At 45.0% G+C, this 25,692-nt stretch carries 24 protein-coding genes and 1 pseudogene; 11 read left to right on the top strand and 14 right to left on the bottom strand.

The window, feature by feature from the left end; translation table 11 throughout:
• The first annotated feature begins 225 nt into the window (after window positions 1–225).
• Window positions 226–1,044 carry a glucosamine-6-phosphate deaminase gene (gene nagB, locus NAF29_RS15195; protein WP_251262475.1) on the top strand — a complete coding sequence of 273 codons (819 nt, stop codon included), beginning with the start codon at window positions 226–228 and terminating at the stop codon, window positions 1,042–1,044.
• Between the two features lie 4 nt (window positions 1,045–1,048).
• A complete protein-coding gene (gene nagA, locus NAF29_RS15190) occupies window positions 1,049–2,203 on the top strand; it encodes an N-acetylglucosamine-6-phosphate deacetylase (RefSeq protein ID WP_251262474.1) in 1,155 nt (384 codons plus the stop codon).
• A gap of 62 nt (window positions 2,204–2,265) precedes the next feature.
• On the opposite strand, the gene NAF29_RS15185 is transcribed toward nagA, so the two are convergent.
• The 8 genes from NAF29_RS15185 to NAF29_RS15150 form a co-directional block, all read right to left on the bottom strand.
• A complete protein-coding gene (locus NAF29_RS15185) occupies window positions 2,266–3,801 on the bottom strand; it encodes a tetratricopeptide repeat-containing diguanylate cyclase (RefSeq protein WP_251262473.1) in 1,536 nt (511 codons plus the stop codon).
• Window positions 3,802–3,889: 88 nt separating this feature from the next.
• Complete coding sequence (locus tag NAF29_RS15180) at window positions 3,890–4,099, bottom strand: hypothetical protein (RefSeq protein WP_251262472.1); 210 nt, start codon at window positions 4,097–4,099, stop codon at window positions 3,890–3,892.
• A complete protein-coding gene (locus NAF29_RS15175) occupies window positions 4,092–4,340 on the bottom strand; it encodes a hypothetical protein (RefSeq protein ID WP_251262471.1) in 249 nt (82 codons plus the stop codon). Before NAF29_RS15175 ends, NAF29_RS15180 begins: the two co-directional genes overlap by 8 nt.
• 79 nt (window positions 4,341–4,419) lie before the next feature.
• Window positions 4,420–5,211: an SAM-dependent methyltransferase gene (locus NAF29_RS15170; protein WP_251262470.1), complete on the bottom strand. Its 792-nt coding sequence runs from the start codon at window positions 5,209–5,211 to the stop codon at window positions 4,420–4,422.
• 143 nt (window positions 5,212–5,354) lie between these two features.
• Window positions 5,355–5,864, bottom strand: coding sequence for a GNAT family N-acetyltransferase (locus NAF29_RS15165; protein WP_251262469.1), 510 nt, complete (start codon window positions 5,862–5,864; stop codon window positions 5,355–5,357).
• A gap of 93 nt (window positions 5,865–5,957) precedes the next feature.
• A complete protein-coding gene (locus tag NAF29_RS15160; RefSeq protein WP_251262468.1) occupies window positions 5,958–6,956 on the bottom strand; it encodes a cytochrome d ubiquinol oxidase subunit II in 999 nt (332 codons plus the stop codon).
• Window positions 6,953–8,320, bottom strand: a complete 1,368-nt coding sequence (locus tag NAF29_RS15155; RefSeq protein WP_251262467.1) for a cytochrome ubiquinol oxidase subunit I — start codon at window positions 8,318–8,320, stop codon at window positions 6,953–6,955. The genes NAF29_RS15160 and NAF29_RS15155 overlap by 4 nt, the downstream gene beginning before the upstream one ends.
• A gap of 23 nt (window positions 8,321–8,343) precedes the next feature.
• Window positions 8,344–8,895 (bottom strand): GbsR/MarR family transcriptional regulator, encoded by a 552-nt coding sequence (locus NAF29_RS15150; RefSeq protein ID WP_251262466.1) that lies wholly within the window; start codon window positions 8,893–8,895, stop codon window positions 8,344–8,346.
• Window positions 8,896–9,394: 499 nt separating this feature from the next.
• Between NAF29_RS15150 and NAF29_RS15145 the strand changes: the two genes are divergently transcribed.
• Both NAF29_RS15145 and NAF29_RS15140 read left to right on the top strand, forming a co-directional pair.
• A complete protein-coding gene (locus tag NAF29_RS15145; protein ID WP_251262465.1) occupies window positions 9,395–9,832 on the top strand; it encodes a GNAT family N-acetyltransferase in 438 nt (145 codons plus the stop codon).
• A 182-nt stretch (window positions 9,833–10,014) separates the two neighbouring features.
• Window positions 10,015–11,232, top strand: a complete 1,218-nt coding sequence (locus NAF29_RS15140) for a glycosyltransferase family 4 protein (RefSeq protein WP_251262464.1) — start codon at window positions 10,015–10,017, stop codon at window positions 11,230–11,232.
• A gap of 38 nt (window positions 11,233–11,270) precedes the next feature.
• On the opposite strand, the gene NAF29_RS15135 is transcribed toward NAF29_RS15140, so the two are convergent.
• The 6 genes from NAF29_RS15135 to NAF29_RS15110 all read right to left on the bottom strand — a co-directional run bounded on the left by NAF29_RS15135 (window position 11,271) and on the right by NAF29_RS15110 (window position 17,930).
• A complete protein-coding gene (locus NAF29_RS15135) occupies window positions 11,271–12,824 on the bottom strand; it encodes a cryptochrome/photolyase family protein (protein ID WP_251262463.1) in 1,554 nt (517 codons plus the stop codon).
• A gap of 18 nt (window positions 12,825–12,842) precedes the next feature.
• The gene (locus NAF29_RS15130) at window positions 12,843–13,007 is read right to left on the bottom strand and encodes a DUF2256 domain-containing protein (RefSeq protein ID WP_251262462.1); all 165 of its coding nucleotides are present in this window, start codon (window positions 13,005–13,007) and stop codon (window positions 12,843–12,845) included.
• On the bottom strand, window positions 13,004–14,479 hold the full coding sequence (locus NAF29_RS15125; protein WP_251262461.1) for an FAD-binding domain-containing protein: 1,476 nt from the start codon (window positions 14,477–14,479) through the stop codon (window positions 13,004–13,006). The genes NAF29_RS15130 and NAF29_RS15125 overlap by 4 nt, the downstream gene beginning before the upstream one ends.
• Before the next feature lies 1 nt (window position 14,480).
• The gene (locus tag NAF29_RS15120) at window positions 14,481–15,797 is read right to left on the bottom strand and encodes a DASH family cryptochrome (protein WP_285817801.1); all 1,317 of its coding nucleotides are present in this window, start codon (window positions 15,795–15,797) and stop codon (window positions 14,481–14,483) included.
• Between the two features lie 196 nt (window positions 15,798–15,993).
• On the bottom strand, window positions 15,994–16,554 hold the full coding sequence (locus NAF29_RS15115; protein ID WP_251262459.1) for an LbetaH domain-containing protein: 561 nt from the start codon (window positions 16,552–16,554) through the stop codon (window positions 15,994–15,996).
• Between the two features lie 47 nt (window positions 16,555–16,601).
• Window positions 16,602–17,930, bottom strand: a complete 1,329-nt coding sequence (locus NAF29_RS15110; RefSeq protein ID WP_251262458.1) for a dihydroorotase — start codon at window positions 17,928–17,930, stop codon at window positions 16,602–16,604.
• A 945-nt stretch (window positions 17,931–18,875) separates the two neighbouring features.
• On the opposite strand from NAF29_RS15110, the gene NAF29_RS15105 reads away from it, so the two are divergent.
• The 7 genes and pseudogenes from NAF29_RS15105 to NAF29_RS18500 all read left to right on the top strand — a co-directional run.
• Window positions 18,876–19,166, top strand: a complete 291-nt coding sequence (locus tag NAF29_RS15105) for a helix-turn-helix domain-containing protein (RefSeq protein WP_251262457.1) — start codon at window positions 18,876–18,878, stop codon at window positions 19,164–19,166.
• The gene (locus NAF29_RS15100) at window positions 19,156–20,481 is read left to right on the top strand and encodes a type II toxin-antitoxin system HipA family toxin (RefSeq protein ID WP_251262456.1); all 1,326 of its coding nucleotides are present in this window, start codon (window positions 19,156–19,158) and stop codon (window positions 20,479–20,481) included. The genes NAF29_RS15105 and NAF29_RS15100 overlap by 11 nt, the downstream gene beginning before the upstream one ends.
• A 65-nt stretch (window positions 20,482–20,546) precedes the next feature.
• Complete coding sequence (locus NAF29_RS15095) at window positions 20,547–20,738, top strand: helix-turn-helix transcriptional regulator (RefSeq protein WP_251262455.1); 192 nt, start codon at window positions 20,547–20,549, stop codon at window positions 20,736–20,738.
• 119 nt (window positions 20,739–20,857) lie between these two features.
• Window positions 20,858–21,193: an HVO_A0114 family putative DNA-binding protein gene (locus NAF29_RS18440; protein ID WP_251262454.1), complete on the top strand. Its 336-nt coding sequence runs from the start codon at window positions 20,858–20,860 to the stop codon at window positions 21,191–21,193.
• Complete coding sequence (gene dcm / locus NAF29_RS15085) at window positions 21,183–22,400, top strand: DNA (cytosine-5-)-methyltransferase (protein WP_251262453.1); 1,218 nt, start codon at window positions 21,183–21,185, stop codon at window positions 22,398–22,400. Before NAF29_RS18440 ends, dcm begins: the two co-directional genes overlap by 11 nt.
• Entirely contained in the window at window positions 22,397–24,430 is a 2,034-nt protein-coding gene (locus NAF29_RS15080) for an McrB family protein (RefSeq protein ID WP_251262452.1), read from the top strand. Before dcm ends, NAF29_RS15080 begins: the two co-directional genes overlap by 4 nt.
• 84 nt (window positions 24,431–24,514) lie before the next feature.
• Window positions 24,515–25,647: pseudogene (locus tag NAF29_RS18500) on the top strand (DUF2357 domain-containing protein); the annotation flags it as partial.
• Between the last annotated feature and the right edge of the window lie 45 nt (window positions 25,648–25,692).

Here is a 25,692-nt window from a genome sequence, read left to right as displayed (position 1 = left end):
GTTCTATGTATACGCTTTGTTGATGACTTGAATATACGTCATATTTTACAAGAAAAAATAAGGTGCCTATGAAAATAACTAAATTTTGTCATATCAGGGTTGTTTTTATGATCGAAGTCACCAAATAATCAATCATAATTCACGCGGTAAAATAATGTCTGTTAGACTGTTTTATACAGTAACAACACTGCGCATCATTTCATTGCGCGCCGACAGGACAACAGCATGCGATTGATTACTCTAAACGACAGTGACCAAATTGGTCGTTGGGCAGCGCGCCACATTGCCAATCGTATTCAGGCATTTAAACCCACTGTAGATCGCCCGTTTGTGATGGGGTTACCTACGGGAAGTACGCCGTTGGCTACCTATAAACACTTGATTAAACTTCATCAACAAGGGCTGTTGAGCTTTGCGCATGTCGTCACATTCAATATGGATGAGTATGTTGGAATGCCCGAGGGTCACCCTGAAAGTTATCGCGTATTTATGCATCAAAATTTATTTGATCATGTTGATATTAAAAAAGAAAATATTAATTTATTGAATGGTAATGCGGGCGATTTGGAAGCAGAATGCCAACGCTACGAAGATAAAATTTCTGCCGTTGGAGGCATCCATTTATTTTTAGGTGGTGTGGGCACTGACGGCCATTTGGCATTCAATGAGCCCGGCTCTAGTTTGTCGTCGCGCACGCGTATTAAAACTTTGACCGAAGACACCCGTATCGTCAATTCACGCTTTTTCGATGGTGACATGAGTTTGGTGCCAAAACTTGCTCTGACGGTAGGCGTGGGAACAGTGATGGATGCACAAGAAGTGGTAATTTTGGCGAATGGCCACCAAAAAGCATTAGCCGTGCATGCTGCGGTTGAAGGCTCTGTTAATCACATGTGGACGATTTCTGCGCTGCAAACCCATCGACGTGGCATCATGGTTTGTGATGCCGCTGCAACCCAAGAGTTAAAAGTGAAAACAGTGAATTACTTTCAACAACTTGAGCAGCAAAATATTGCAGATTGGCTTGCCGTTGAACAGGAATAAATGAATGAGACTTTTGACTAATTTCTGCATTCCAGGCCAATCACCAAGTTTCAGTGAAGGGTTAGCAGTATTGATTGAGCATCAATGGATTAGCAAGATTGCGCCATTGGAGTCTTTCCCCGCATATTTGCAAACCAGCAGTGTGATTGTTGATCTGAACGGCGAGTATTTGGCAGCCGGCTATATCGATCTTCAATTGAACGGTTGCGGCGGGGTAATGTTCAATGACGACCCTACCATCAACACGTTGCGAACCATGCATCAAACAAATATTCGATTCGGCTGCACTAGTTTTCTGCCCACTTTAATTACAAGTAGTGACGCTACGATTGAGCAAGCAATTGCAGCGACCAAACAAGCCATGATCGAAATGCCTGAAAGTGTATTGGGGTTGCACCTCGAAGGCCCATGGTTGAATCCTGGCCGCAAAGGTATTCATGACATTGATTATGTTCGTCCGCCTTCGATGGATCTATTGCGCTATATTTGTGCTCATGCTGATGTGGTTAAGAAGGTCACTTTAGCCCCGGAAATAGCAGGATTGGAGGTGATTCAACAGCTGACCGAAGCAGGCATTTTAGTGTCTTTGGGGCATAGCCTTGCTAGCGCACAGCAGGCAAAACAGGGTTTTGATGCCGGAGCGGGTTTTGTCACGCATTTATACAATGCAATGCCTCCCATCACTGGACGTGAGCCGGGGTTAGCAGGACAGAGTTTGATCACAGACGACATATTCTGCGGCATTATTGCAGACGGCCATCATGTAGCGTTTAGTAATGTGGCAATGGCCTATCATATGCTTGGAGAGCGATTGGTTTTAGTGACCGATGCAACGGCAGCTGCGGGAGCTAACATAGACAGCTTTACCTTTGTGAATACCAAGGTTTGGGTACGCGACGGAAAATGTGTGGATGGGCAAGGCACCATTGGCGGCTCGGCCTTGACCATGGACGAAGCGGTTAAAGGAGCGGTGAATGGAGCACAGATTAGACTTGAAAGTGCACTGCGTATGGCCAGTTTGTCGGCTGCCAGAAGCCTCCATATGTCGGATAAATTCGGTAGCGTATTGGCTGGGCACATTGCAAATCTAGTTGTGCTTGATGAAACACTTAATATTTCTCAAACCTGGGTGGCAGGCGAGCAAGTGTTCAGCTGCTGATGGCTAAAGTGACGAAAAGGGATTACATGGCATACATGCAATCCCTTTTTTATTTACTGTAGTTAAGAAGAGCTGGAGGGGATGGCTTCGTTGCTCTCGTTTCGGTCTGCCTCGTGGACTATTCCCGCATGAAATAGTTGTGCACGGTTTCTGCCATCTCGCTTGGCTTGGTACATCGCCTTGTCGGCATCATCAATAAGCATTTTGACTTGAGCACCTGAAATTTTGTTCGAGGTGATGCCGATCGATGCCGTCACATCAAATTCATAACCGCTACGCTGGGTGTTCAAAGCTCTGAGCGCTTCAAGACAGTTACTTGCAATGCGTTCGGCACTGAATATGCGGCAATGCGGCATTAATATCACAAACTCTTCACCGCCCAAGCGCCCTTTAATATCAGTAGAGCGAAATGTACGTTCAATGATTTTACTTACCTCGGACAATACCCAATCACCAGTCGCATGACCGAACTGATCGTTCACTTGTTTGAAATGATCGAGGTCCATCACAACCACGCAAAGCTCATCATTGGTTTTGGTACACTGCTGAACAGCTTGGTCAGCAAGAGTTTCAAATAAATCGCGTTGCGCCATGCCGGTGAGAATGTCGTATTTTGAATGTCGTAACTTCTCTTGATGACGTGCCCGCATCACCACAATGTAAAAAACAACGCATAAAAATAGCGCAAAAATGATGCTCATCAAGAGCTTAAAAGCCCAGCTGTTAGGGTTTAATAAGTTATTTTCAATGGAAAGTTTGAGGTTTTCGATACTTAGGTTTTGAATGAGCTGATTCTTTTGATCAAGGTGCTGCTGCGCCATATTAAATGCCAGAATACTATTGCGCTGTACATTTAAATTAGCGGTATTGGCGTCGGAATATTGTTTGTAGTATTTAATGGCTTTTTGATAATCATTTTGTGAATTAGCAATGTCGTATAGCGTGGCATAGGCAGTGGCTTCAATTTCATTGAATGACCCCTCTGGCAGATAATCCAAGCCTCTTAAAATCAGATCTTCGGCTTCGGTATAGTGCTCTTCAAACGCTTTCGTTTGAGCTAAGTGGATGTAATAAGTAGCACTGAGTAGGGGGTAGTTGCCCGGCAAATCACTGGGCTGGGTAAGAAGCAATTGTTCTTTAGCGTAGATCCAAGCGCCGTTTTTGATCAGAGTTTTGACGTAATATTGCTGAATCGTAAAGGTTACCAAAGGCTCTTGCGCGTCATCGCATGACTGATGAGCGGTTGAATGTAATGTTGAAACTTCATTGAGGTCGGCATGCTCGGCACGAGAAATACTTTTCAAGCGAAGTTGGTAGCCCAAGCATTGCCAGCGCGAAGGAACATCGACTTGAGTGAGTTGTTCAATATGTTCGTTGGCAATATTCTCAATCGCGACGCTCAGATATAAGAAGCCATTGATGTAGTTATTCATATATTGAAGTTCAGGGTCGGTTGCTTTGTGCAGAAACGAAGTGGCTAACCGAAGATACTGAAGTGCTTCAGGGTAATTGCGATATAACGAGTAGTGATTGGCGATAGTGAGCGCCGAGCGGGTTTTGATATCAGTGTTGTTAGATTCTTCATGAAGCGTCTTCAAGATGACAATGCCATCCTCGTAGGTCCCTTCCACGAGGTTTAAATAACCGTCTAAATATCGGAGTCTATCTTGTTGTGATGTGTTGAGTTTAGGACCATTGATTTGCAAAAAAATCAATGTTTTGGCGAGCTTTGCTTGGATCTTTCAAACGAATGTTTTCAGTGGCCGTGAGTAACTGTTCGACACTGTATTGATGCAGGCCCACCCCTGCCTCTGTCGCACTCGTTGTGAGCGAACAGAAAAACACCAGCATCGCTAAGATGCTGGGTGTGATTGAAGAGAAATATTGATTAAGCATTTGCAGCTTTTTTAGTCTCGTCTTCTTCTTGCTCTTCGTCTTCATCCGGCTCGGGTTGAACGATACAGCAAACAATTTTGGGTTGAGTTCCCAATAGGTCAGAGATTGCATTGATATCGCCAGAGCGGACAACGGCTTGTTCTGCTTCTGTTAGGTCAGAGTTTTCAATTGCAGCGAAAAATTCCTCGCGGCTGAGCCCTGCTTCGCTTGTTTCGATCATAAAACTAAGTAGATTAGACATATCTTTTCCTTAGGTCGTTGCTAGATGCTACTGGTATTCATAGCACTCGGGTTAAAAATTTAGGGTGACGGATCAATTTCTAATCGAATGCTTCCGCTATCTTACCTAATCGCTCAAGTATTTCAGTATTGGATTTAAGCTTTACTGATGGCGGCACCATCAATGTTGTATGAAGATGCATTTGTGCCTTAGGTAAAGCATCTAGCGTCACCCATTCCATCCGAGTTTCATATATGGGTAAGGTTGCGGCCTCATATAACATGACTTGATGTTCGCTCGGGTAATGCGCTCTGAGCAGTTCAACTAAAACAGCTAAATAGTCTTGGTGCGTGCTAAATCGCGCTAATGACTTGTCTCCGGTGACGCCCACTTGCCACAAAATTAAATAGGCTGAGGGATCAATGATCCGCTGATAAAACATGAATTGACTGGCTTCATAACTTTGGCAACCATATTTTCCGGGATCGATACCTGCATCAGCATACAAGCAGTCTTCAGCAGAGATTCCAGGCTCCATATGGGCTTCAAAACCTTCATTTCGACAAATTTGAATGGCTTTGTGTGAAGGGTAAGTGAAGACTCCTGCATGTCCATAAAAGGCACCCACAACGCGGTGACCATCGCGCACAGCTGAAACCATGGCGTCGACCATTTGTTGATAGGTGACTTTTCGTGATTTGCCTTCTTGGTAGTACTGTTGAAGGCTAATGACATTGGGGTGAAGCTCTTGTAACCAAAGTTCAGTAACGCCATCAGATATAGCACTGAAAACAACATCTGCTTTTTCGAGATGGCTTTTAGACACAGGGCTGATATGCCCTGCTAATCGCATTCCTAAGCTAATGCATACTAATGAACCTTGCCGAGGCATGGACAACTCACAGTTAACAGTTTGTAACTTTATGTTTGAATCATACCGTTTCAGAAACAGGGAGCCAACCCAATAAACCTAAAAGCTACATCGGGAGGCGTTGTTTTTTTAAAAGTTATGATGAACGCACAGAGTGCTTACTTTTAAAGCTGGGCTCTTGTCAAAGCCCAATTACAATCAGACTGTGAAATATGAAGTGGGTGGCTCAATGGCTGATAACCGACACGTCGAGCGAGTGCCACCGAGGCTCGATTTTCTGGATTAATGACTACGCCAATGATTTTAAAACCAATTGTGTCAAATGCGTGTAAAGCGACTTGTTGTGTGACGATTCGTGCTGTGCCGTTACCATGCGCTTCGCGCTTGAGCATAATGCCGTATTCGGCTGCGTTAGGGTCATGTTTGCATTGATACAAAGTCGCCAATCCAACGGCGTGGCTAGTTGCACATTGCTCAACGGCAAAGTGATGACGTGTAACGGGAATTTGTTGGGAAGCCAAGATCAGTGTTTGAAATGCGCGTTGTGAGGTTGACGAACTAGATACTTTGCCAATATGAGCCATGGTTTGGGTATCTGTATATAGGTCAACGTACATACGCTGGTGGCGCAACGCCAAAGGTACAATTCGGATAGAGTCATCTTGATAAATCATATGAACAATCGATGTGAGGGCAACAGCCAGCTCATTCTGTTAATGAAACGAAGACGTGCAGCCATGTTGTAGAGGCTGCACTTAATTCAAAGTTTAATAATATTTTAAGCCCGTGGCTTTTCCCCAAAATACCCGATAAGAAAATGCGGTGTACATGAGGATGACAGGCACCACGATAACAGCCCCATATAAAATAAACATTAGAGATTCTGGCGCACTAGCAGCTTGCCATATGTCCATTTTGCCCGGAACAATGTACGGATAGAAGCTAAATGCCAGCCCCTGAAAGCACAAAATAAAAATTAACACGGCTCCCACAAATGGCAGCCAGCAGCCAAAATCTTCAGGCAGTGGTACGCGAGCCAAAATTCGATCGACAATGGCGAACATGGCCAGACATGTCACGGGGATCATCATCATGTTCAGCATGTAAGGGAAGGTAAACCACTTATCAAATACCGCTGGATTCACAACGGGATTGACCGCACATACAGCTAGCACACCAGCCAAACAACACCAACCGCTGCGTCGGCCCCACTTTGCCGCTCTGATTTGCAGTTCGCCTTCGGTTTTCATCACCAACCATGCTGCGCCAATGTAGGCATAGGCAGCCGTCACTCCAATGGCGCTGAGAGCCGCAAAGCCGAAGGCCGAAGACGAATCTTCAAAACCCACCACATACAACCCCAGCATATACCCCTGAGACAGGCTGGTGACGAGCGAACCGATTCGGAACACGTGGTCCCATGTGCGCTTGTGATCCAATGCCACTTTGGCGCGAAAATCAAAGGCCACCCCGCGCAATATCAAACCGCTGAGCATGACTGCGATTGGCAGATACAATTCCAACATGATCTCGCTGTGAGCTGCGGGAAAAGCAATGAGCAATAGCCCAATAGCTAACACTAGCCAGGTTTCATTGGCATCCCAAAAAGGCCCAATGGACGCGATCATACGGTCGCGTTGTGCCTCATTGTCGTTAGGTAATAGTAGGCCAACGCCCAAATCGTAACCGTCTAAAATGGCATAGAGTAAAACGGCAAGCCCCATGAGGCCCACAAACACAATGGGTAACCATTCTGCTTCGCTCATGATTTCACCTCCTGAATGTCAATGGGAGTCGCCTCTGCGGTCGCAGTAGGCATAGTGTAATCTTCCAACTCAACAGCTCGGTTAGACATCACTAGCAATGTGCGTAAATACGCCACAATCAGCACCGTATAAAGTGACAGGTATAGCGCAAGAGATATAGCTATATTCGAAGGCGGCGTTGTTGTCACAGCATCTGCGGTTTTAAGTACGCCTTGTACCAGCCAAGGCTGTCGACCAATTTCGGTGACGTACCAGCCCGCTAGGGTGGCCACCCACCCAGCGAATGTCATACCGACTAAAATGCGAGAAAACCAACTCGGAATCGAGTTCTTACGCCACACAAACCAGCAGCCAAGCCAAGCGGTTGCGAGCATGAGCATGCCCATAGCGACCATGATCCTAAATCCGAAAAATAGTGGCTTTACCGGCGGATGAGCGCCTTCAAATTCATTCAGCCCTTTGAGTTCGCCATCCCACTCATGGGTAAGGATAAGGCTTGCAACTTTAGGTATCTCAATAGCGTAGTCCGTTTGGCGAGTCTCTTCATTCGGAATACCGAACAACACCAATGGCGCGCCTTTTTCGGTATGCCATACCGCTTCTATCGCTGCAATTTTCTGTGGCTGATGTTTGAGTGTGTTTAAGCCGTGCAAATCACCCACATAGGCTTGCAGTGGCGCTAATATTGCGGCCACTGTAAGCGCCGTTTTAAGTGCGACTTTGGGTGCTTTTTTGGCATCTCCTTTGAGTATTCGATAAGCGCTTAAACCGGCAATAAAAAAAGAAGCGGTCAAGCCTGAAGCAATCAGCATGTGGCTCAAACGATAGGGCAGAGAAGGGTTAAAAATAATCTCGAACCAATCTGTGGGGAATGCGACGCCATCTCGCATCTCAAAGCCAACGGGAGTTTGCATCCATGAGTTGAGGGCCAAAATCCAAAAAGCCGATAAGCTTGTGCCCACCGCAACTAACACAGTCGATACCGTGTGTAGCCAATTTGGCACTCGATTCATGCCAAATAACATGACACCCAAAAAGGTGGCTTCAAGGAAAAATGCGGTGAGTACTTCATACCCGAGTAAGGGACCGGCAATATTTCCCACCGTTTCCATAAATCCGGGCCAGTTGGTGCCAAATTGAAATGACATGGTGATGCCAGACACCACACCGAGTGCGAATGTGAGAGCAAAAACCTTGACCCAGAATCGATAGGCGCGCATCCATACCGGATGGCCTGAGAGGTCGAATCGTATTTTGAAATAGCACAGAAACCAACACATCGCGATGGTGATGGTTGGAAATAGAATATGAAAGCTAATATTGGCGGCAAACTGAATTCGCGACAACATAAAAGCGTCAAGCATAGCAACCTCCAGCATGGAGCGGGTTAAGAGTTTTTAGAATTTAAAAGTCTGTCCTTCATGTCCACCACCTTGCTAAAACCAGAGCCAAGTTTCATCAATTTGTGGAGTGTTTCCGGTGACATACTATGAAGCTCCGTGGACCACTGAGTGAGGCCTTCGAGCAAGTCATGAATTTCTCGCATCCGTTCTTGAGCGTACTTTTCTTCTTGGTTGGCCGCAGTGTCGAGCAGTTGGTCGCGGAGCAAGCTTAAAGTAGGGTCGATTTCGCGTTTGCGTCGCTCTTCGAACACGGTTTTTGCCATATCCCAAATTTGACCCGCGGTGCTGTAGTAGTCCTTACGATCCCCCGGCTGGTGGCTCACGTGAACTAAGCGCCAAGATTGCAATTCTTTAAGTCCCATACTGACATTGCCGCGGCTAATGCTCAGGGCTGTGGCGATATCATTTGCGGTTAAAGGCTCTTCGTGAATGACCAGTAATGCGTAAATTTGCCCCACGGTACGATTAAATCCCCAACGGCTACCCATCTCACCGAAGTGCATAACGAATGATTCAATTTTTGGCGACATAGTCATGATGTGTAATCTTTTTGAACTTTCAGAAATTATTGAAACTTTATCCGATAAATTGATTTAGATCAAATAACGCGCTGATTAAATACAACCGCACTCAGAGAAAAACGAATGCTGATTCTTCTTAAAAAAGTCGATTATGTTGAGCGCTATGCTCGAGGGGGTATGCGTATCGGTTGGGTTTCGACCAGCTTTTAAAGTGCCTTATACTGACTGGCAAACATCAACGCGCCTTCACATACAAACGTTCAGTCTCATGTGTTGCATGCGAGGTGCTTCACCAAGCTTCTGCATTGTCGGGCTTTAAACATGGACTATTCGCGACAATGAAAAGGATTTTTAGGCTTATTTATATCTTCTAGGGGGGCATTTCTTGTACCCCTTACATCATGTGCTATTTTTACCGCTCAGCAATAAAAACAAGAACGGTCACGTTCAGCTATTTTTGTATACCAACTAAGCCATACGGAAGTGCTTAGTTGCATCTAGGGTCAAGGAAGTCATGTCTATTAAATACCGCGTCAATGCCTCAATTACAGTGGATCAGTTTATCGATCTGCTCAAGAAATCAGGTCTTGCAGAGCGTCGCCCTGTGCGTGATCGTCAATGCATTCAAGGGATGATCGACAATAGCAATTTAACCGCGACCGCATGGAATGGCGCGCAGTTAGTGGGAATAGCGCGTGCTATGACTGACTTTCACTATGCATGTTATCTGTCGGATCTTGCCGTAGATGCAGAGTTTCAAGGTGTTGGCATCGGCACCACTCTTCAAGTTTTAGTTCAGCAACAACTTGGAGAAAACTGCAAATTGCTATTACTCGCAGCGCCAACAGCAAATGAATATTACGCCAAGCTAGGGTTTGAATCTCACGAACATTGTTGGACTCTCCCCCGCCATAAACGCTTACTTAGCCCTAAGGTGCCTGTTTCAAGTTAAGTCTCATATCGTTGAGTTCAAGCCTCGGTTGTTAGAGCACTCGTGAGATACTTCTAACGAATCTGTCTCAAGATATGTGACCTGTCTATCTGCTTGTTTATTTTACATTCGTGTTGTCTCTAATAATTGTTAAGATGTTCGGGCAAAGCACGTAATTTGATGACAATTGACAGGGAATGGCTATGAAGTGGTTGTACTTTCATCAACATTTTTCAACACCTGCGGGTGCCACAGGCATTCGTTCGTATGAGTTTGCCAGAGCATTAATTGCCGCTGGGCATGAAGTCACCATGGTTTGTGGTTCATACAACGTCGCCAATACTGGACTCACCGCGCCATTCATTAACGGCATGCGCCGAGGCGATGTTGATGGTATTGATGTCATTGAATTCGAATTAACTTACGCCAACAATCACAACTTTTTTCAGCGCTCTGCCACTTTTGCCAAATTTGCACTTCGCAGCATTAAGGTTGTTTTTCGTGAAGAGTATGATGCGGTGTTTTGTACCAGCACACCGCTCACAGCGGCATTGCCCGGCTTGTTTGCAAAATGGTTTCGTCGTAAGCCTTTTGTATTCGAGGTGCGTGATTTGTGGCCTGAACTTCCCAAAGCGATGGGCGTCATCACTAATCCCGTTATCCTCAAAGGTATGGATGTTCTTGAAACATTGGCGTACCGCAATGCTGATCGTTTAGTGGGACTTTCGCCTGGAATGGTAGAGGGCATCACACGCAAACTCACCAAGAATACGCCTGTTGCGATGATCCCTAATGGTTGCGATCGCGAGTTGTCAGACGTGGAGCCAGTGCCGGCAGATCAAAGTTGCTTCGATGCGAACACCTTCAATGCCGTGTTTGCAGGCGCACATGGCCGAGCCAATGGTTTGGATGCCGTGTTAGACACTGCAGATGTGTTGCAACAGCGAGGCGACAACCGTGTGGCGATATATCTCATAGGTGCAGGACGTGAAAAACAAGCGCTGCAAGAGCAGGCTCAGAAGCGTGCTTTGAAGAACGTACATTTCGTAGACCCTTTGCCTAAGAAAGCACTCTTCGCGCAGTTACGCCATGCTGATGTAGGGCTAATGACACTGCAAAACATTAAAGAATTTTACTTTGGTACATCGCCCAATAAGTTCTTTGATTATCTCGCACTTGGCTTGCCGGTGGTGTGCAATTATCCGGGCTGGGTGAGCGAACTGATAAAAGAGCGTGATTGTGGTTTGCCAGTGACGCCAGAGGACGCCAATGCATTTGCTGACGCTCTGATCGACCTATCAAAACGCAGCTCACTGCACGTACAGTCGCAAAACTGCAAAGACTTGGCGAAAGATTCGTTTGACCGAAATGATCTCGCTCAGCAATTCGTAGAATTTATTGATGGCGCCGTTGCTTCGTAGTGTCAGCAACAGACTTTGAGTGAATCGCATTGGGGCTGTTATAAAGAGTCTAAGTCAGACAGCAGCTCGGTTGCTTTTTGCAGCAAGGCTTGGCGCTGTTTGTCACTTTGTTTATGCCAGCTTCGGTACGTAAATGCCATCCTCGGATTTCGTTCAAATCGTGACGCATGCTTGTCGAAAAAATGCCAATACAGCGCATTAAAAGGGCAAGCATCGTGTTCCGTTTTTAACTTCACCTTGTAGTGACAAGTCTTGCAATAGTCACTCATTTTATGAATGTAGTTGCCACTGGCTGCATAAGGTTTAGTGGCAATGAGGCCGCCATCGGCAAATAGCGCCATGCCACGGGTATTGGGCTGTTCAACCCACTCAATTGCGTCAATATAAATACCTAAGTACCAGGCATCGACCTGATCGGGGTTTAAGCCTGTGAGCAAGGCAAAATTGCCCGTGATCATGAGCCGCTGAATATGATGTGCATAGCTGTAATCCAACGATTGGCGAATGGTTTGATGCATGCAATTCATTTTGGTGTTGGCAGTCCAAAACCAATGCGGTAAATCGGCCGAAGCGTTCAGCGTGTTTAACGTGGCGTATTGTTCACCATTGGCCCAATACATGCCTCGCACATACTCGCGCCAACCTAATATTTGTCGCACAAAACCTTCAATTTGTGCCAGGTTAATCAGTCCATCGGACTGTTCATAAGCGCTAATTGCGCTCTCAATCACTTGCATTGGGTGCAACATTTTACTGTTTAAAGCAAAACTAAGTCGCGAATGGTACAGGCTCCATTGATGTGGGCTGTTTGCCGTCATAGCATCCTGAAAACGGCCAAAGTTCGGTAAACAATACCGGCAAAAATGGTCAAGCAATGCCAATGATTGCTTGCGGTTGGTGGGCCATAACAACTGGGTATGCGCATTGCCAATGGTTTTCACACCATGACGTGCCAGTCGATTTAAAATCTCACTGACGTCAGTGGCAAAGCACAGAGGCTCAGGAATATTGGGTAAGTCTTTTACTTTAAGCGCTTGGCGATTATCTTGGTCAAAGTTCCACTGCTCTCCAACCGGCTGTTCGCCTTGCATTAGCACATTGAAACGCTTGCGCATTTTTCGATAAAAAGCTTCCAATCGGTGATGTTTTTGCGGCGCAAAGTAACGCTCTATTTCGTCAAACGGCAGCAGAAAGTGCTCAGTGTCAACGCATGACACTAACGCTCCGCAAGGCACTGACAAACAAGCCAATTGAGTGGCTAATCGCAGTTCATCAGGTTGTTGATACTCAATATGTTGAATTTGATACTGTTCACTGAGTGACGTCAGTAGCGCTGATAAATCGGTAAATTTCCCTGTGTCGTCCAAGGTTAGGTGCAGCACCTGATGCCCCGCTTGCTTCAATGCAATTGCAAACTGTGCCATGGCACTAAAAAACGCCGAGACTTTCTGCACATGATGCGGCGCATAATCTGTTTCTTGTCGCAATTCAGCAATTACATACAGGGTGTCGGCTTGCGCTTGTTGGTACCACGAATGGTGAGCGTTGAGTTGATCGCCAAGTATGAGTCGTAATCGTCGATATGCTTTCATGAATGTTCCTTGCGAAAGTTATTTATTTTGTGGCGGGACAGCGCTGTGAATGCTGCTACGGTTTCGCCGACACCTTTGTGAGCAATATTTCACTTCGCTCCAAACGCGCTTCCATTTTTTACGCCAGTTAAAAGGCCGCTGGCAAACGCAGCAAACTTTGCTGGGTAAGTTTGATTTATTCATACCGAACGGTTCTTTGATGCGCCAGGACGCACGTGTTTAGACAGAATGCGGCGTTTTTCTTGTTTGACCTGGGGACGCTTTTTAAAAGCCCACAGCATTTCACGCGCATGTTGGCCTGTTTGCTCGATATTAATGATAGGTGCTGGGTAATCTTGAGGGATGTAGGTTTGGTACATCATTTGTTCCATCGCAGTTAATTGCCAAGGTTGATGACACAGCCCAGCGGGCACTTGGTCGAGTTCGGGGAGCCATTTTTTGATAAATAACGCATCAGGATCATGCTCTTGTGATTGTTTGACGGGGTTATAAATCCGAATGGTATTGGTGCCCGTTACACCCGCCTGCATTTGAAACTGCGGATAATGGATGCCGGGTTCAAAATCGAGAAATAGATGGGCCAGATAAGCTACGCCTAAACGCCAATCGATCATCAAATGGTGACATAGAAAGCTGACCAACATGGCTCGCATCCTAAAGTTAATATAGCCGGTATGCTTTAAGCAGCGCATGCAGGCATCTACCAGTGGATAGCCAGTTTGGCCTTGTTGCCAAGCGATTAGGTGCGCATGTACCTGCTTATCTTGCCGGTACTCAAAATCTTGATATCCGCGATTGATGGGCTCAAATTCCATTGCCGACTCACTTTCAAATTTTTGTATAAAGTGGCAGTGCCAATGCAACCGAGATGAAAAAGCGACCAGTGCACGCTGCCAGCCCGGTGTTTTCCAACGGCCTAATAAATACTGATAGCACTGTTTTAAGCTGATGTTGCCCCAAGCAAGATAGGGCGATAGACGGCTGCAACTTTTGCGGCTCGACAGGGGCTTTGAGATGAATATGTGATAGGTGCGCCCGCGCTCAGCATAAAACGATGCCATTGTTTTCATCGCCCAAGCTTCGCCACCTTGCTGCATATGGGGGTTAATTTGTTGCCATTCGGCGGGTATGGGAAGGCTGGAGGTTTCAGCATTGACAGTGGAGAGTGCAGATAGATTCGGTGTGTCGAGCGGTGCTCTCATCACCTTTTGCCAATGCTTATCCCAATCGACCCTATTACGTGCTGCGCGAATGACCCCACCGCAAGGGGATTGCTGCCAGGCAATGTGTTGCTGTTTGCACCAAGCTTGTATGGCCTTATCGCGCTCAAAAGTTTGCCACAAACCAACTTCTTGATGACTGTAAAGGGTCTTGATTTGGTATTGTTCCGATAAGTCGTTAAAGACTTGTTCAGCGTGTTGATATACAAGGGTTAACGAATTCGTTTGGCCCAGCTGATTTTGCAGATCTGCGAGCGATTGCCAAACAAAACGCCAATGACGCACGTCGTAATGTGGATCAGAGACTTGCAGTGGCTCAAAAATATACAACAAAATAATCGGCAGATTGGCTTCAATTGCCCGTTGTAATGGTTGGTGATCGCTCAAACGTAAGTCACGTTTTAACCACACAATATTGATGCAGAGCTTGTCCATATTAGGAGGTGATTGGCCAATCAACCATATCGCGTTGATCGAGTGTGTTGTGTGATGCGGTGCCACCCCACCATGCGATGTAATCGCCGTTCGGATCGTATAACTGGGTTTGTTTAGTTAAGTTAAAATGGCGTCCGCCACGTGGATCGACGCCTACGCCTGCAATGTATTGCCAGTTGCCCCAATTTACGGCGACATCGTAATCAAGCAAATGATGCTGAAACCAAGCCGCACCATAACGCCAGTCTACTTGAAGTTCATTGACTAAACAGCTGGCGACAATTTGCCGTGCCCGGTTTGAAATATAGCCGGTTGCAGATAGCTCTTTCATGGCAGCATTCACGATGGGGTAAGGCGTTGTTCCGGTGCACCAAGCTTTAAACCGCTCTGGATAAAAAGTGGTGAGTGGCGCATTTTTAGCTTGGCCCTGAAAGTTATAAAGCTGTTTACCAATGTTCAATGCATGCCACTGAAAAAACTCTCGCCACAACAATTCAACCAGTAACCACTGGTTGTCGTCATTCCGGCCATGCTTGTGCTGATATGCGTGTAAAATATGCGCAACACGTTTCACTGATAAGCAACCCAAACTCAGATAGACCGAAAGCTTTGATGAGTTACCCCAACCTGTCAGAGCGTTGCGAGTTTGTTTGTAGGTGTTTGGAAGTTCACTGCCAAAATAATCGCCAAGGTGCGCCATCGCTGCGCGTTCGCCCCCTTTAAATTGTGCTTGTTTTGCATCGGGTATTGGCATCCAATCCGGCAGTTCTGTGTGCTCTGGTGGAGCAAGTGCTGGCTGAGGCAACTGAGTCACCTCCGCTTGGCATGGAGCAATATTAAGCGCCTCAGCTTTGTGTCTAAAAGGACTGAATTGTTTGGGTAGTTCAGTCTCAAGCCATGGCAAATCATGAGAGTTGAACAGTGTGTAGTTGTCGGACTCAATCAAGTTGACGTGGGGCAATACAGATGCAATATGCTGTATTTGCGCTCGCTCGTAATTGCCAAATTGTCGACTCACGATGAAAGTGTCGATATGCGCTTGGGTCGTCAACTCAACGATTTGGGCGACTAAATCACCGAACACCACATGCACATGCTGTCCCATGGTACTGAGTTGTTGCGATAGATCGCGCAGGGCAACGAGCGTTAGCGCCAAGCGTTTTGAACCCATTCCCGTTACCTGGTATCGCCGGTCATTGACGATGTTTGGATCAAAGCAATAGACGCATACTAAACGATCGAACTGTTGAGCGTAGGTAAGTGACTGATTGTCATGCATTCGCAAATCGTGGGTCAATAAATAAAGAGCTGTTTTCATGCGTGTTAGAAACGTCGTCAGAATGATTAGCTTTACGCAAAGAACGAGGTTTTCGATCAATGCAGAAGGGGATGACGACAAAGGGGAGTGTCCAAGTATGGCAGTCCATTGCCAAACAAGAATGTCGTTTTGGAAACGTGTAGTGATCCCGAAAGAACGGGATCAGATTTGTGGTATTGCTTTCGCTACATTCGACTCAAAGCGAATTGGCGATTCGTCGATAACCTTTGACCAGCGTATGGTTCGCCGATACAACAGATTCTGAAAAAGCGGAATATTCAGGCGGTACTTTAGAAATACAATTAAGGTCGAAACCTGCTCCAACATTAGTCATTGGCGGTACGTGAAAGCTCTGAGGTAAATCAAGCCCATCCACCACGCAATTGTGGCGAATGACACAGCCTTCACCAACGACCGCATTAAAGACAACGGAATTAAACCCAATGAACACATCGTCTTTCACTTCGCAAGGACCATGAATAATAGACCGGTGAGCAATAGAAGTACGTTCGCCAATCGTCACTGAGGCACCAGCTTTCGAATGGATTACAACACCATCTTGAATGTTGGTATCGCGTTTAATCACGATGGCTTCCATCTGCCCTTGTTCATTGACTTCATCTGCGCGAATAACCGCATATGGGCCGATAAATACATTATCTTCGATGATGACTTTACCGCAGATAATGGCCGTTGGGTCAATAAATGCCGACTCCGATACTTGTGGCATGTGACCCGTTGGGTTCTTTCTCAACATCCTAATTTACCTGTTTGACTGACGATTAATGTGAACAACAAAAACGGCTATACAAATTCAAGCCGCATGGCTGATGGAGGGTTGTGACTTACATGTTGATTTGCGAACACTAAGTTTCCATTCACCCATGTATTTTTGATTTGTGAACTGAATTCATGCCCAGCAAACGGTGACCATCCGCAGTGATATAAACAATTGTCATGACGCACCAACGAGGGTGCTTTCATATCAACCAGAACTAGGTCTGCAAAGTAGCCTTCTCGGATAAATCCTCGCTCTTGAATGTGGTAGCGAATAGCTGGGTTGTGTGACGTTTTTTCAACCACTTGAGTCAAGCTCATGCGCCCAGATTTTACGTGGTCGAATAAGCTCAATAGCGCATGTTGTACCAAAGGTAATCCCGCAGGGGCTTGGTCATATGCAACCTGCTTTTCCTCCCATGTATGGGGCGCATGATCGGTGGCAATAATATCGATTTGCCCGGTATGTAACGCTTGCATAATGGCATCGCGGTCACGTTGATATTTAATTGCAGGATTACACTTAATGAGGTTGCCCAACCTTGTGTAATCTTGCTGATGAAACCAGAGATGATGAACGCATGCCTCTGCAGTAATGGACTTGTGTTGAATTGAACCGGGCTCAAATAATTCGAGTTCTTTTGCTGTGGTGATATGCAGCACATGAAGTTGCGCTTGATGTTTTTGGGCGAGGCCAACTGCATAAGAAGATGAAGCAAAGCAGGCTTCTTCATCGCGTAGTAAAGGATGATCATCAATGGTAAGTATGCGATGTTTCTGCAGAAGCCTTTGTTTGTTTTGCTCGATGATCGCGCCATTTTCACAGTGTGTGACAATCAATGCTGGCGAATCGCGGAAAATAGCGTCTAAAGCTTGCGGGTGTTCAACCAACAAGTCTCCGGTAGATGCCCCCATAAAAACCTTGACGCCACAGTGTCGTTTGCGGTCTAACCGTTGGATCTGCTCCAAATTGTCTTCTGTTGCGCCCAAATAGAACGAATAATTTGCCGCAGATTTCTGTGCAGCGAGTGCAAATTTCTGCTCCAGCGCCTCAATGGTCGTGGTGGATGGGGTCACGTTGGGCATTTCCATATAGCTTGTAATGCCACCGGCTACCGCCGCGCGAGATTCCGTTGCAATAGAACCTTTATGCGTTAAACCCGGCTCCCGAAAATGAACCTGATCATCGATCATGCCGGGAATGAGGTGGCAGCCGTTGGCATCGATAATTTTGTCGTTAGGCCTCGCCTCAATACCCCCAGAAATTTGCTCAATTCGTTGGCCGGAAATGCGTATGTCCGCCTCAAACACATTCCCATCGTTCACTACCGTGGCGTTTTTAATCAGTGTTGGCATTCGCTTTTAAAGGCTCCTATTAAATTCAAACCGGACATGAACTCCGCTCAATGGCTAGAGCTGACTCAAGGTAGCCGGTAGCTAGCCCCAAGTTCTGTTCGCCAATACGATAAATGTGTTCTTCATTCACATTGAACTGTGTCTAACTCACTTTAACGATATGTTATATCATATCATTAAGGTGTTCTAGCGAAGGTTAATCGAAAGTAATTTTTGGAACAACTTCTTGCGCCTCTAGCTTAACGCACTATCAAAATAGTGGTTAAACACAAAACAAACGAAACGATCAAGTCTATAAGAAACCCCAATGTCGAGGCTTCCTAAACATATATAGATCTATCTTTTATGCGGAACTGGCTACTACTCCATAACCTTCATATTCTCGCAGGTTTAGACAAAGCCGCTAAACAACTGAGCCAACCTTTTCTATCTGTTCTGAGAGAGCTCTGCGGGCGGCAGGGTGGCATTACGGTAGAGGCTCAGAACATATCAACTTTTAGCTTGGTAAAAGGTCGTTGCGCTTTGCCACCACTAACTGGTGGTTAGTGGTGTATTAACGAATACCGAGGTGGAAAATATCTTCAGGTAAGTTTTTGTATTTTAGTTGCTTGAATGCAGTCAAATACAGTTTTAACTATTATTCAATATTCTTGATATGAATGTAGAGTAAAATAATAAAGCCATTAAATATCAATTGATTGCGTTTCTATGCGTCTTTATTTTTCATTATGAACCACCAATTAACCATCAGTGGTTCACTATTTTAGATACAAGCCTATTAGATGATGAATTACTTTAACTTACCCCTTGCCTGACGCAAAGTATCAGCTTTGAGTATCCCTCTCCAGTTATGTGATAGTTATTCATGTTGCTATGGGTATAACTGTATCCATAAATTAAAAATTGACGCTATAATGGATGCTACTGTGTCCATTTAGGTTGCGCATGAACTTTTCACTTTTAGATGATACCGATGTAAGCCAAGCTTTTGCTACTCATCTGCGAAGCTTGCGTAAACAAGCGAAGCTATCGCGAGAGGCACTGGCCCAGCGTAGTTGTGTACCTGCTTCAACGATAAAAAAGTTTGAGCTCACCGGGCAAATATCATTTCGTCAGCTGTTGCTCTTATGGCAATCACTGGATTCACTAGACAGGCTTTATCAACTGACACAAACAACCACTGACCGTAGCGCTTTACCGACCAGTATAGAAGAGGTGCTTAAAGATGAGCTTTAAATCCATCCAAAAGCTGAATGTAGGGCGCACTCTCACAACGGGCGAAACGGTATCGGTGGGTATATTAGCGCAAAACCGCCAAGGCGTTTTCTTTCAGTACGATGAAAATTATCTAAGCACGTTTGGTAATTTATCCCCTTTTACGCTTCAAGGAGATGTGCGATTACAGCAAGCACCGAAAGAGCCACACCAAGGCATTCACGGCGTTTTTGGCGATAGTCTTCCCGATGGGTGGGGTTTGTTGTTGCAAGATCGTGTGTTTCGCCAACAAGGTATTTTACCAGCACAAGTAACAGCAATGGATAGACTGGCGTTTGTTGGCCAGCAAGGAATGGGGGCATTGTCTTTTTCCCCTGTATCTGAGCTCTCATTCGATCAGCGATCAGATATTGATTTGGAAACACTTGGCCTTGAAGCCCAAACCTTGTTCGACCAGTCCGTGCTTGATTATAAAGAGACGGATGAGCTAGACGGTAGCACTGCGCAAGTGTTAGCAACTTTGGTAGCAGTCGGCAGCTCCGGCGGTGCTCGACCTAAAGCGCAAATTTATATGCCTGCTGGCGACGCGACGCAATGCCGCACCTATGCACAATCTGGCGATGAAGCATGGTTAGTTAAGTTTACTTCGAAGAACTTAGCATTGGGCCACGAAGAAGGTTTGTGTGAAGCGGTTTATTTACAAATGGCTGAACAGGCAAAGTGTCAGACACCGATTTGGCAGTTAATTGAAGCACCTGTAAATAGCGGTGCTAAAGCATGGCTTGCGTTAAAGCGTTTCGATTATTTACCCGCGCAGGAGAAGGCTGGACGCTTACATATGCACAGTGCCTGCGGCTTATTGGACGCAGACTTTCGAAGCCCAAGCTTAGATTACAGCGATCTGATTAAGGCTAGCCGTCAGCTCTGTAAGTCACCCGCTGCTGGGCAACTTCAATTTCGTCGTGCAATGTTTAACTTATTTGCCGCGAACCAAGATGATCACAGTAAAAACTGGGGCTTTTTACAAGCCGATGATGGCAGTTGGCAACTCGCACCATTTTACGATGTAACGTTTAGTCCTCACCCCTTTAATGAGCATGCAACCGCGTTTGCGGGGTACGGAAAAGCGCCACCACTCAAAGTGATGCAAAAGCTGGCTGCTAGTGCAGGCTTTGCTAATTGGAAGGAAGCACAGCAATGCATTCAAGAGGTAGTGGATGCCATTAGTCAGTTTAGGCAGCTTGCTGAGCAACACGGGGTGAGTAAGACCACTGTGTTAGCGATAGAAAAAACACTCGCAGAGCGTAAGCAAGAAAATGCGGCGCTACTTATCTAGCCAGTAAACTAAATAAACACAGATATATTTCATTTTCCTAGTTCAACTCATAATCAGGAAAAACTATGGAAATCATGCAATACCAAAATGAACGCTTTCTTCGTTTGAATGAAGTAATCAGCATAACAAGCCTGTGTAAAAGCAGTATCTATAATCTTATAAAATCGGGTAACTTCCCGAATAACATAACTGTTATGGGTAAGCGTAAGGCCTGGGTAGAAAGTGGAGGCTGTCATAAAGAACGAAAATTGGAGTGAAATTGTGGTACGTGCCAATGAAGCAGGTCAAAGACAAAAAAAAAGCACTTGCCCTATTATCATCTGGTGATAATATTTCATTCGATGTGTATATTCATACAGTGTAGGTTTGAAAAGTTGTGCTAGAAGAGATAATACAAAAACGCTGCGTGATAGGAATTCGTGGTCAGCAATTAGATCCAGATTATACCGTAGATATTTGGTTCGACTCTCTGAAGTCGGTGGCCAATGTGCTGTCGAAAGAAAACCAGCAATTGTTAAAAGTGATCGCCGAGCAACAGCCGCAATCGGTTACCGAGCTAGCCATGCTTACAGATCGAGCAGTCAGCAATGTGTCGAGAACATTGAAAACATTGGGCAAGTACAACTTGGTTGAAATGCAAAGTACAAAAACCATGCTTCGCCCTACAGTCATTCATCAAGAATTTTTAGTAGTAGTTAATAATGAACAATAAAACCAACGTCCTTCTACAAGCAGAAGAAATGATTAAACCCTTAGCGTTTGAGCATGTGCCACAAGACAGTGACGTTGAAGCGGTAATTGACCAATGGTTGCATGCCATTGCGACTGATAGCCAGTTTTACTGTAATCCAGAAATCATCAAGCCAGAACAACTCAAAGAATGTGTAATTAGTCTGCTACAGAAAAATGGTTTATACACAACACGTAACGCGTTCTTTAATGATGTTTTTGGTGCTTTAAAGCTAAAGCCTGATTTTGATGTTAAGTTTCGTTTTATCGACTTGTTTGCAGGAATCGGTGGGGTTCGACTAGGTTTTCAACAAAATGGCGGTGTTTGTGTATTTTCTTCCGAATACGATAAGGCAGCTCAAAAAACATATAAAGAAAATCACGGAGAATTTCCTTTCGGTGATATAACTAAAATACCTGAAAATGAGATACCTGAACATGATGTTTTGTTGGCTGGCTTCCCTTGTCAACCATTCTCAAATGCTGGAGTGTCAGCAAGAAATTCAGTTGGTAAGGAGCATGGGTTTCTTTGTGAAACTCAAGGCACACTTTTCTTTGATGTAATGCGTATAGTTGACGAGCGAAGGCCTAAAGTTGTTTTTCTTGAAAATGTTAGGAATTTAGAAAGACATGATAAAGGTCGTACTTTTCAGACTATAAAAGATACCATAGAAAAAAGTGGTTATAGTTTTTATTACAAAGTAATTGATTCTAGCTCAGTAGTTCCTCAGCGAAGAGTTCGTTGTTATATGGTCGCTATTCGTTCTGATATACCTAAGGATTTTTGTTTTCCAGAGTTTGTTGGTGATCCAAAGCCTCTTAGGTCAATACTTGAAGACTCTGTAGATGAGAAATATACCATTTCAGATAAATTATGGCTTGGCCACATAAATAGAACAAAAAGGAATTTAGAGAGAGGAACTGGTTTTACAGCTCATACAGCAAATCTAGATAAACCCTCAAATACAATTGTTGCTCGTTATGGCAAGGATGGAAAAGAATGTCTCATTCCCCAGGAAGGCAAAAATCCTCGACTTCTTACACCGAAAGAGTGTGCCAGACTGCAAGGATTTCCTGATGAATTCATTACTCCCATTGCTCGTACACCGGCTTACAGGCAATTTGGTAATTCAGTCGTTGTTCCAATTATTCAGGAAATAGCTAAAAAAATTAGAAGGGATATCCTATGAGCTTCCAAACATACTGTGATTTGATTAGTGATGATCAGAAAGTAAAAGCAGAGAAAACATTATTATTAACATATACAAACTCTAAGGGTGAGGCTTTCAGTATATCACCTGAGAGTATCAAACTTTTTCTTTCTTTTTTGCTAGATAATTATGATGTGGTTCATTCTGCATGGGATAAGGTGCCAACTAGAAAAGATTATATTTATCAATATGAAGAAAAATCATATCGAGAAATATATAAAACAGCATCCGATGAAGAGTTGAAAATCATATCTTCCACTGGAAGGAGTCAAACTAAGGCACTAACAAAGCTAATTGCGAAATTGATTGGATTTCTAACTGAATCAACATATGAGTCACCGGAAGTAAATACTTTTTTCGAAGAGAGTCGCCTACGATTGGCTCTTGAAAAGTGGACTGATTTTGTAGGAATGGACTCATCGAATAAAAAAAATCTATCGAATTTGATTATAAAAGAGCAGTTCAAGTCATGGATGATAAATAAAGGCTTGTCTGAAAGAACTGCATCATCTTATTCAGGGGCAGGTATCAATTATTGTGATAAGTACATAAATAAAGTTGGCGTAAATGTAAACAGTTTTTATCAATTAAACTCTGAACAAGTGTTGGATGCATTAAAGGAACTTGGGCGAGTAGGTGAATGGTTGCAAGCAGATAAAAGTGGTAATTCTATGTATAGTGCTGCTTGCAAAAAACTAGCTGAGTTTTTGACTGAAAAGTATTCCATTTCATATACGAGTTTATCCAAACCCTTCCTCCTTCTCGCAGGCATCTCGGGCACAGGTAAAACGCGTTTTGTGCGTGAACAAGCAAAAACATCAAAGCAGTTTGCTGAAACCTATTGTTTAACCTCGGTGCGGCCCGACTGGCATGAGCCGAGTGATTTGCTTGGTTATATTTCTCGCCTCGCAAAAGACGGAAAAGCCGAATACATCACTACCGATGTATTGCAGTTTATTGCCAAAGCTTGGCGTGCTATTGCTGATAGCGGTTTAACCGTTGAAGTGCAAGAGAGTGAAGACCTAGGTAAACGCTTAGTCGTAGCAGGTGAACGTGATGAATTAGATAAGGTGCTGCCTTATTGGCTGTGTTTGGATGAAATGAACCTTGCCCCTGTTGAGCAGTATTTTGCCGATTACTTGTCTGTGCTAGAAACTCGCGAATGGCGTTGGACAGGTGATAGCTTTACCTACAGCAGTGATGCGCTATTAAAACCCGTCACCATTAAAGAAGTCGCTGATATAGACAAACTGCGTGAAGCGCTGGGCTTTGGTAGCGCTGATGATGGTAAGTATAACGAACTTTGGGAACTCATTTGCCAATATGGTTTAGGCATTCCGTTTAACCTGCTGGTTGCAGGCACGGTGAATATGGATGAAACCACCCATGGTTTTTCACGCAAAGTGATTGACCGAGCGCTAAGCTTTGATTTTGGTGCGTTTTTCCCTAATGACTATTACGACTTTTTCACCCCAACTAGCCGCAATAAACGCCTTAGTTACCCCTTTTGGTCAAATGCCAGCAAAGCGGATTTGGCCAATACCTTTGATGCAGATGGTGCTAAAACTCTAGCGTTTTTATCGGCCGTTAATGCAGTGCTAAAAAATACGCCGTTTGAATTAGCGTTTCGTGCTTTAAATGAACTTCTTCTTGCTGTTGCCAGCATCCAACCCAAAGATGATCTGGCCCTAAAAGCCGTATGGGACGACTTTATGATGTGTAAGGTTCTGCCGCGTATAGAAGGCGATACCGATAAACTGACGACCTCAGATGGTAAGGCCTTGTTGTTAGAGCTGAACACTGTACTAGCTAATCAGCTAGCTCCCATTTGGTTGGCGTCTGAAACGGATGAAGCTAATCAACGCCCTGACTTGTATCGCGAAAAAATCGTGGCCGATGATGCTACTGATGAGGAGAAAATACTTCGTATACCTTGTCGTGCAAAAGCGAAGTTGGAGTGGATGAGCGAGCGATTAGCCAGCGCCACCTTTACCAGTTTCTGGCCTTAATGGTTTGGTGTTGTCTGATGCCTTCTCAATGAATGCAACCCATAAGCAAAACCCGTACAGCGATGGTGCAAGGAGTGGTAGGGAATGCCGGAGTTAATACGATTACAAACCCCCGACTTTGAGTTTTCGGTTTGGGCGAATGATATTAGACAGCGGTTGAGCGTGTATCAGAATACAATGGCGCACAGGGCGAACGCTAATCATGCGCAACCTAGCTACGAATTGCGCTTTGCGCCTGTGGCGCAGCTGAGCAATGCTATTGAACCGCAAGGGCTAGTTGCAGATGGCTTATACAAAAGTGCTTTAGATGAAAGTGACTTAGCCGAAACCGGACTAGTTGCCAATGGCTTAGCGAAAAATGCTGAGCTGACATTAAATTCACCGCTGTTTTTTGAAAATACTCAGTACCAGTTTGAGTGGGTCTTTTTTAGTGAAGTAACTAATGCGCGGTTAACCCATCGCAGCCAAAGCGTGAATGAGGCATTTCGTTTTGCTCCCGAAGTAAAAACCGCAAGGGGCGTAGTGCCTGCACGTTTAACTGGCACCATCAATACCGGCAATGATGTGGGCTGGTTACGTTTGCCACTTACCTTTGAACACAATGGTAAAACACAGACTCAGCATATTGCCTTTGAAGTGCTGCCAACCAAAATGGCACTGCACCAAGACTTGCCAGCCATGTACCAAGCCATCGACAAAGTTTACCCCCTTTGGCGCTTAGCTTGGTAGAAAAAACAGAACAAGATGCCGCGACTAGCCAGCAACGTGGGCACTTTCCACTGATGTGGTTGGCTAATTTTGCCGCATTAAGGGAGCGCTTTGAGCAAGGCTTAAAAGTGATTTGTGCAGCTCCGCATAGCCGTTTGCAACCTACAGTAGCCAATATCAAAGCGGCCAAATTAAAAGGCCGTTTGCCGCATAAGTTAGCCGAGCAAGTCAAGCAAGACTTTGCGAATGGCCAGTACGATAAACGCTATGCGGTTGAAAAAAAGCAACTGAGTGTGGAGACCCCAGAAAATCGCTTTATCAAAATGGCGGTGAGTAAAAGCAAGCGACAATTAGCGGAGTTTGAACAAAAGCTTAGACAAAGTAACCAGGCGCCAGAACGGCAGCGGTTGTCGGATTCCTTTCTAAATGAGCTACATAGTTGGCAACAACCGCTGCAAAAAGTGTTAGGTCAAAGTTTTTTAAAAGAGGTTGGCGTATACACAGGGTTAAACCGCGAGTCGTTAGTGCTACAGCAAAAAACCGGTTACAGCGCG

The sequence above is a fragment of the Echinimonas agarilytica genome (assembly GCF_023703465.1).
In the GTDB taxonomy this organism is placed as follows: domain Bacteria; phylum Pseudomonadota; class Gammaproteobacteria; order Enterobacterales; family Neiellaceae; genus Echinimonas; species Echinimonas agarilytica.
The sequence above is the reverse complement of the archived record's forward strand: the minus strand, read 5'-3'. Positions and strand labels throughout refer to the sequence as shown.

What these genes read in the sequence shown, in the direction of transcription:
- NAF29_RS15180 (WP_251262472.1), bottom strand. Translation starts at nt 4,099, where the DNA reads ATGCTTAATCAATATTTCTCTTCAATCACACCCAGCATCTTAGCGATG.
- NAF29_RS15110 (WP_251262458.1), bottom strand. Translation starts at nt 17,930, where the DNA reads ATGCCAACACTGATTAAAAACGCCACGGTAGTGAACGATGGGAATGTG.
- NAF29_RS15170 (WP_251262470.1), bottom strand. Translation starts at nt 5,211, where the DNA reads ATGCCTCGGCAAGGTTCATTAGTATGCATTAGCTTAGGAATGCGATTA.
- nagB (WP_251262475.1), top strand. Translation starts at nt 226, where the DNA reads ATGCGATTGATTACTCTAAACGACAGTGACCAAATTGGTCGTTGGGCA.
- NAF29_RS15145 (WP_251262465.1), top strand. Translation starts at nt 9,395, where the DNA reads ATGTCTATTAAATACCGCGTCAATGCCTCAATTACAGTGGATCAGTTT.
- dcm (WP_251262453.1), top strand. Translation starts at nt 21,183, where the DNA reads ATGAACAATAAAACCAACGTCCTTCTACAAGCAGAAGAAATGATTAAA.
- NAF29_RS15125 (WP_251262461.1), bottom strand. Translation starts at nt 14,479, where the DNA reads ATGGACAAGCTCTGCATCAATATTGTGTGGTTAAAACGTGACTTACGT.
- NAF29_RS15155 (WP_251262467.1), bottom strand. Translation starts at nt 8,320, where the DNA reads ATGCTTGACGCTTTTATGTTGTCGCGAATTCAGTTTGCCGCCAATATT.
- NAF29_RS15100 (WP_251262456.1), top strand. Translation starts at nt 19,156, where the DNA reads ATGAGCTTTAAATCCATCCAAAAGCTGAATGTAGGGCGCACTCTCACA.
- NAF29_RS15160 (WP_251262468.1), bottom strand. Translation starts at nt 6,956, where the DNA reads ATGAGCGAAGCAGAATGGTTACCCATTGTGTTTGTGGGCCTCATGGGG.
- NAF29_RS15165 (WP_251262469.1), bottom strand. Translation starts at nt 5,864, where the DNA reads ATGATTTATCAAGATGACTCTATCCGAATTGTACCTTTGGCGTTGCGC.
- NAF29_RS15120 (WP_285817801.1), bottom strand. Translation starts at nt 15,797, where the DNA reads ATGAAAACAGCTCTTTATTTATTGACCCACGATTTGCGAATGCATGAC.
- nagA (WP_251262474.1), top strand. Translation starts at nt 1,049, where the DNA reads ATGAGACTTTTGACTAATTTCTGCATTCCAGGCCAATCACCAAGTTTC.
- NAF29_RS15130 (WP_251262462.1), bottom strand. Translation starts at nt 13,007, where the DNA reads ATGAATAAATCAAACTTACCCAGCAAAGTTTGCTGCGTTTGCCAGCGG.
- NAF29_RS15080 (WP_251262452.1), top strand. Translation starts at nt 22,397, where the DNA reads ATGAGCTTCCAAACATACTGTGATTTGATTAGTGATGATCAGAAAGTA.
- NAF29_RS15105 (WP_251262457.1), top strand. Translation starts at nt 18,876, where the DNA reads ATGAACTTTTCACTTTTAGATGATACCGATGTAAGCCAAGCTTTTGCT.
- NAF29_RS15115 (WP_251262459.1), bottom strand. Translation starts at nt 16,554, where the DNA reads ATGTTGAGAAAGAACCCAACGGGTCACATGCCACAAGTATCGGAGTCG.
- NAF29_RS15150 (WP_251262466.1), bottom strand. Translation starts at nt 8,895, where the DNA reads ATGACTATGTCGCCAAAAATTGAATCATTCGTTATGCACTTCGGTGAG.
- NAF29_RS15140 (WP_251262464.1), top strand. Translation starts at nt 10,015, where the DNA reads ATGAAGTGGTTGTACTTTCATCAACATTTTTCAACACCTGCGGGTGCC.
- NAF29_RS15135 (WP_251262463.1), bottom strand. Translation starts at nt 12,824, where the DNA reads ATGAAAGCATATCGACGATTACGACTCATACTTGGCGATCAACTCAAC.
- NAF29_RS15095 (WP_251262455.1), top strand. Translation starts at nt 20,547, where the DNA reads ATGGAAATCATGCAATACCAAAATGAACGCTTTCTTCGTTTGAATGAA.
- NAF29_RS15175 (WP_251262471.1), bottom strand. Translation starts at nt 4,340, where the DNA reads ATGTCTAATCTACTTAGTTTTATGATCGAAACAAGCGAAGCAGGGCTC.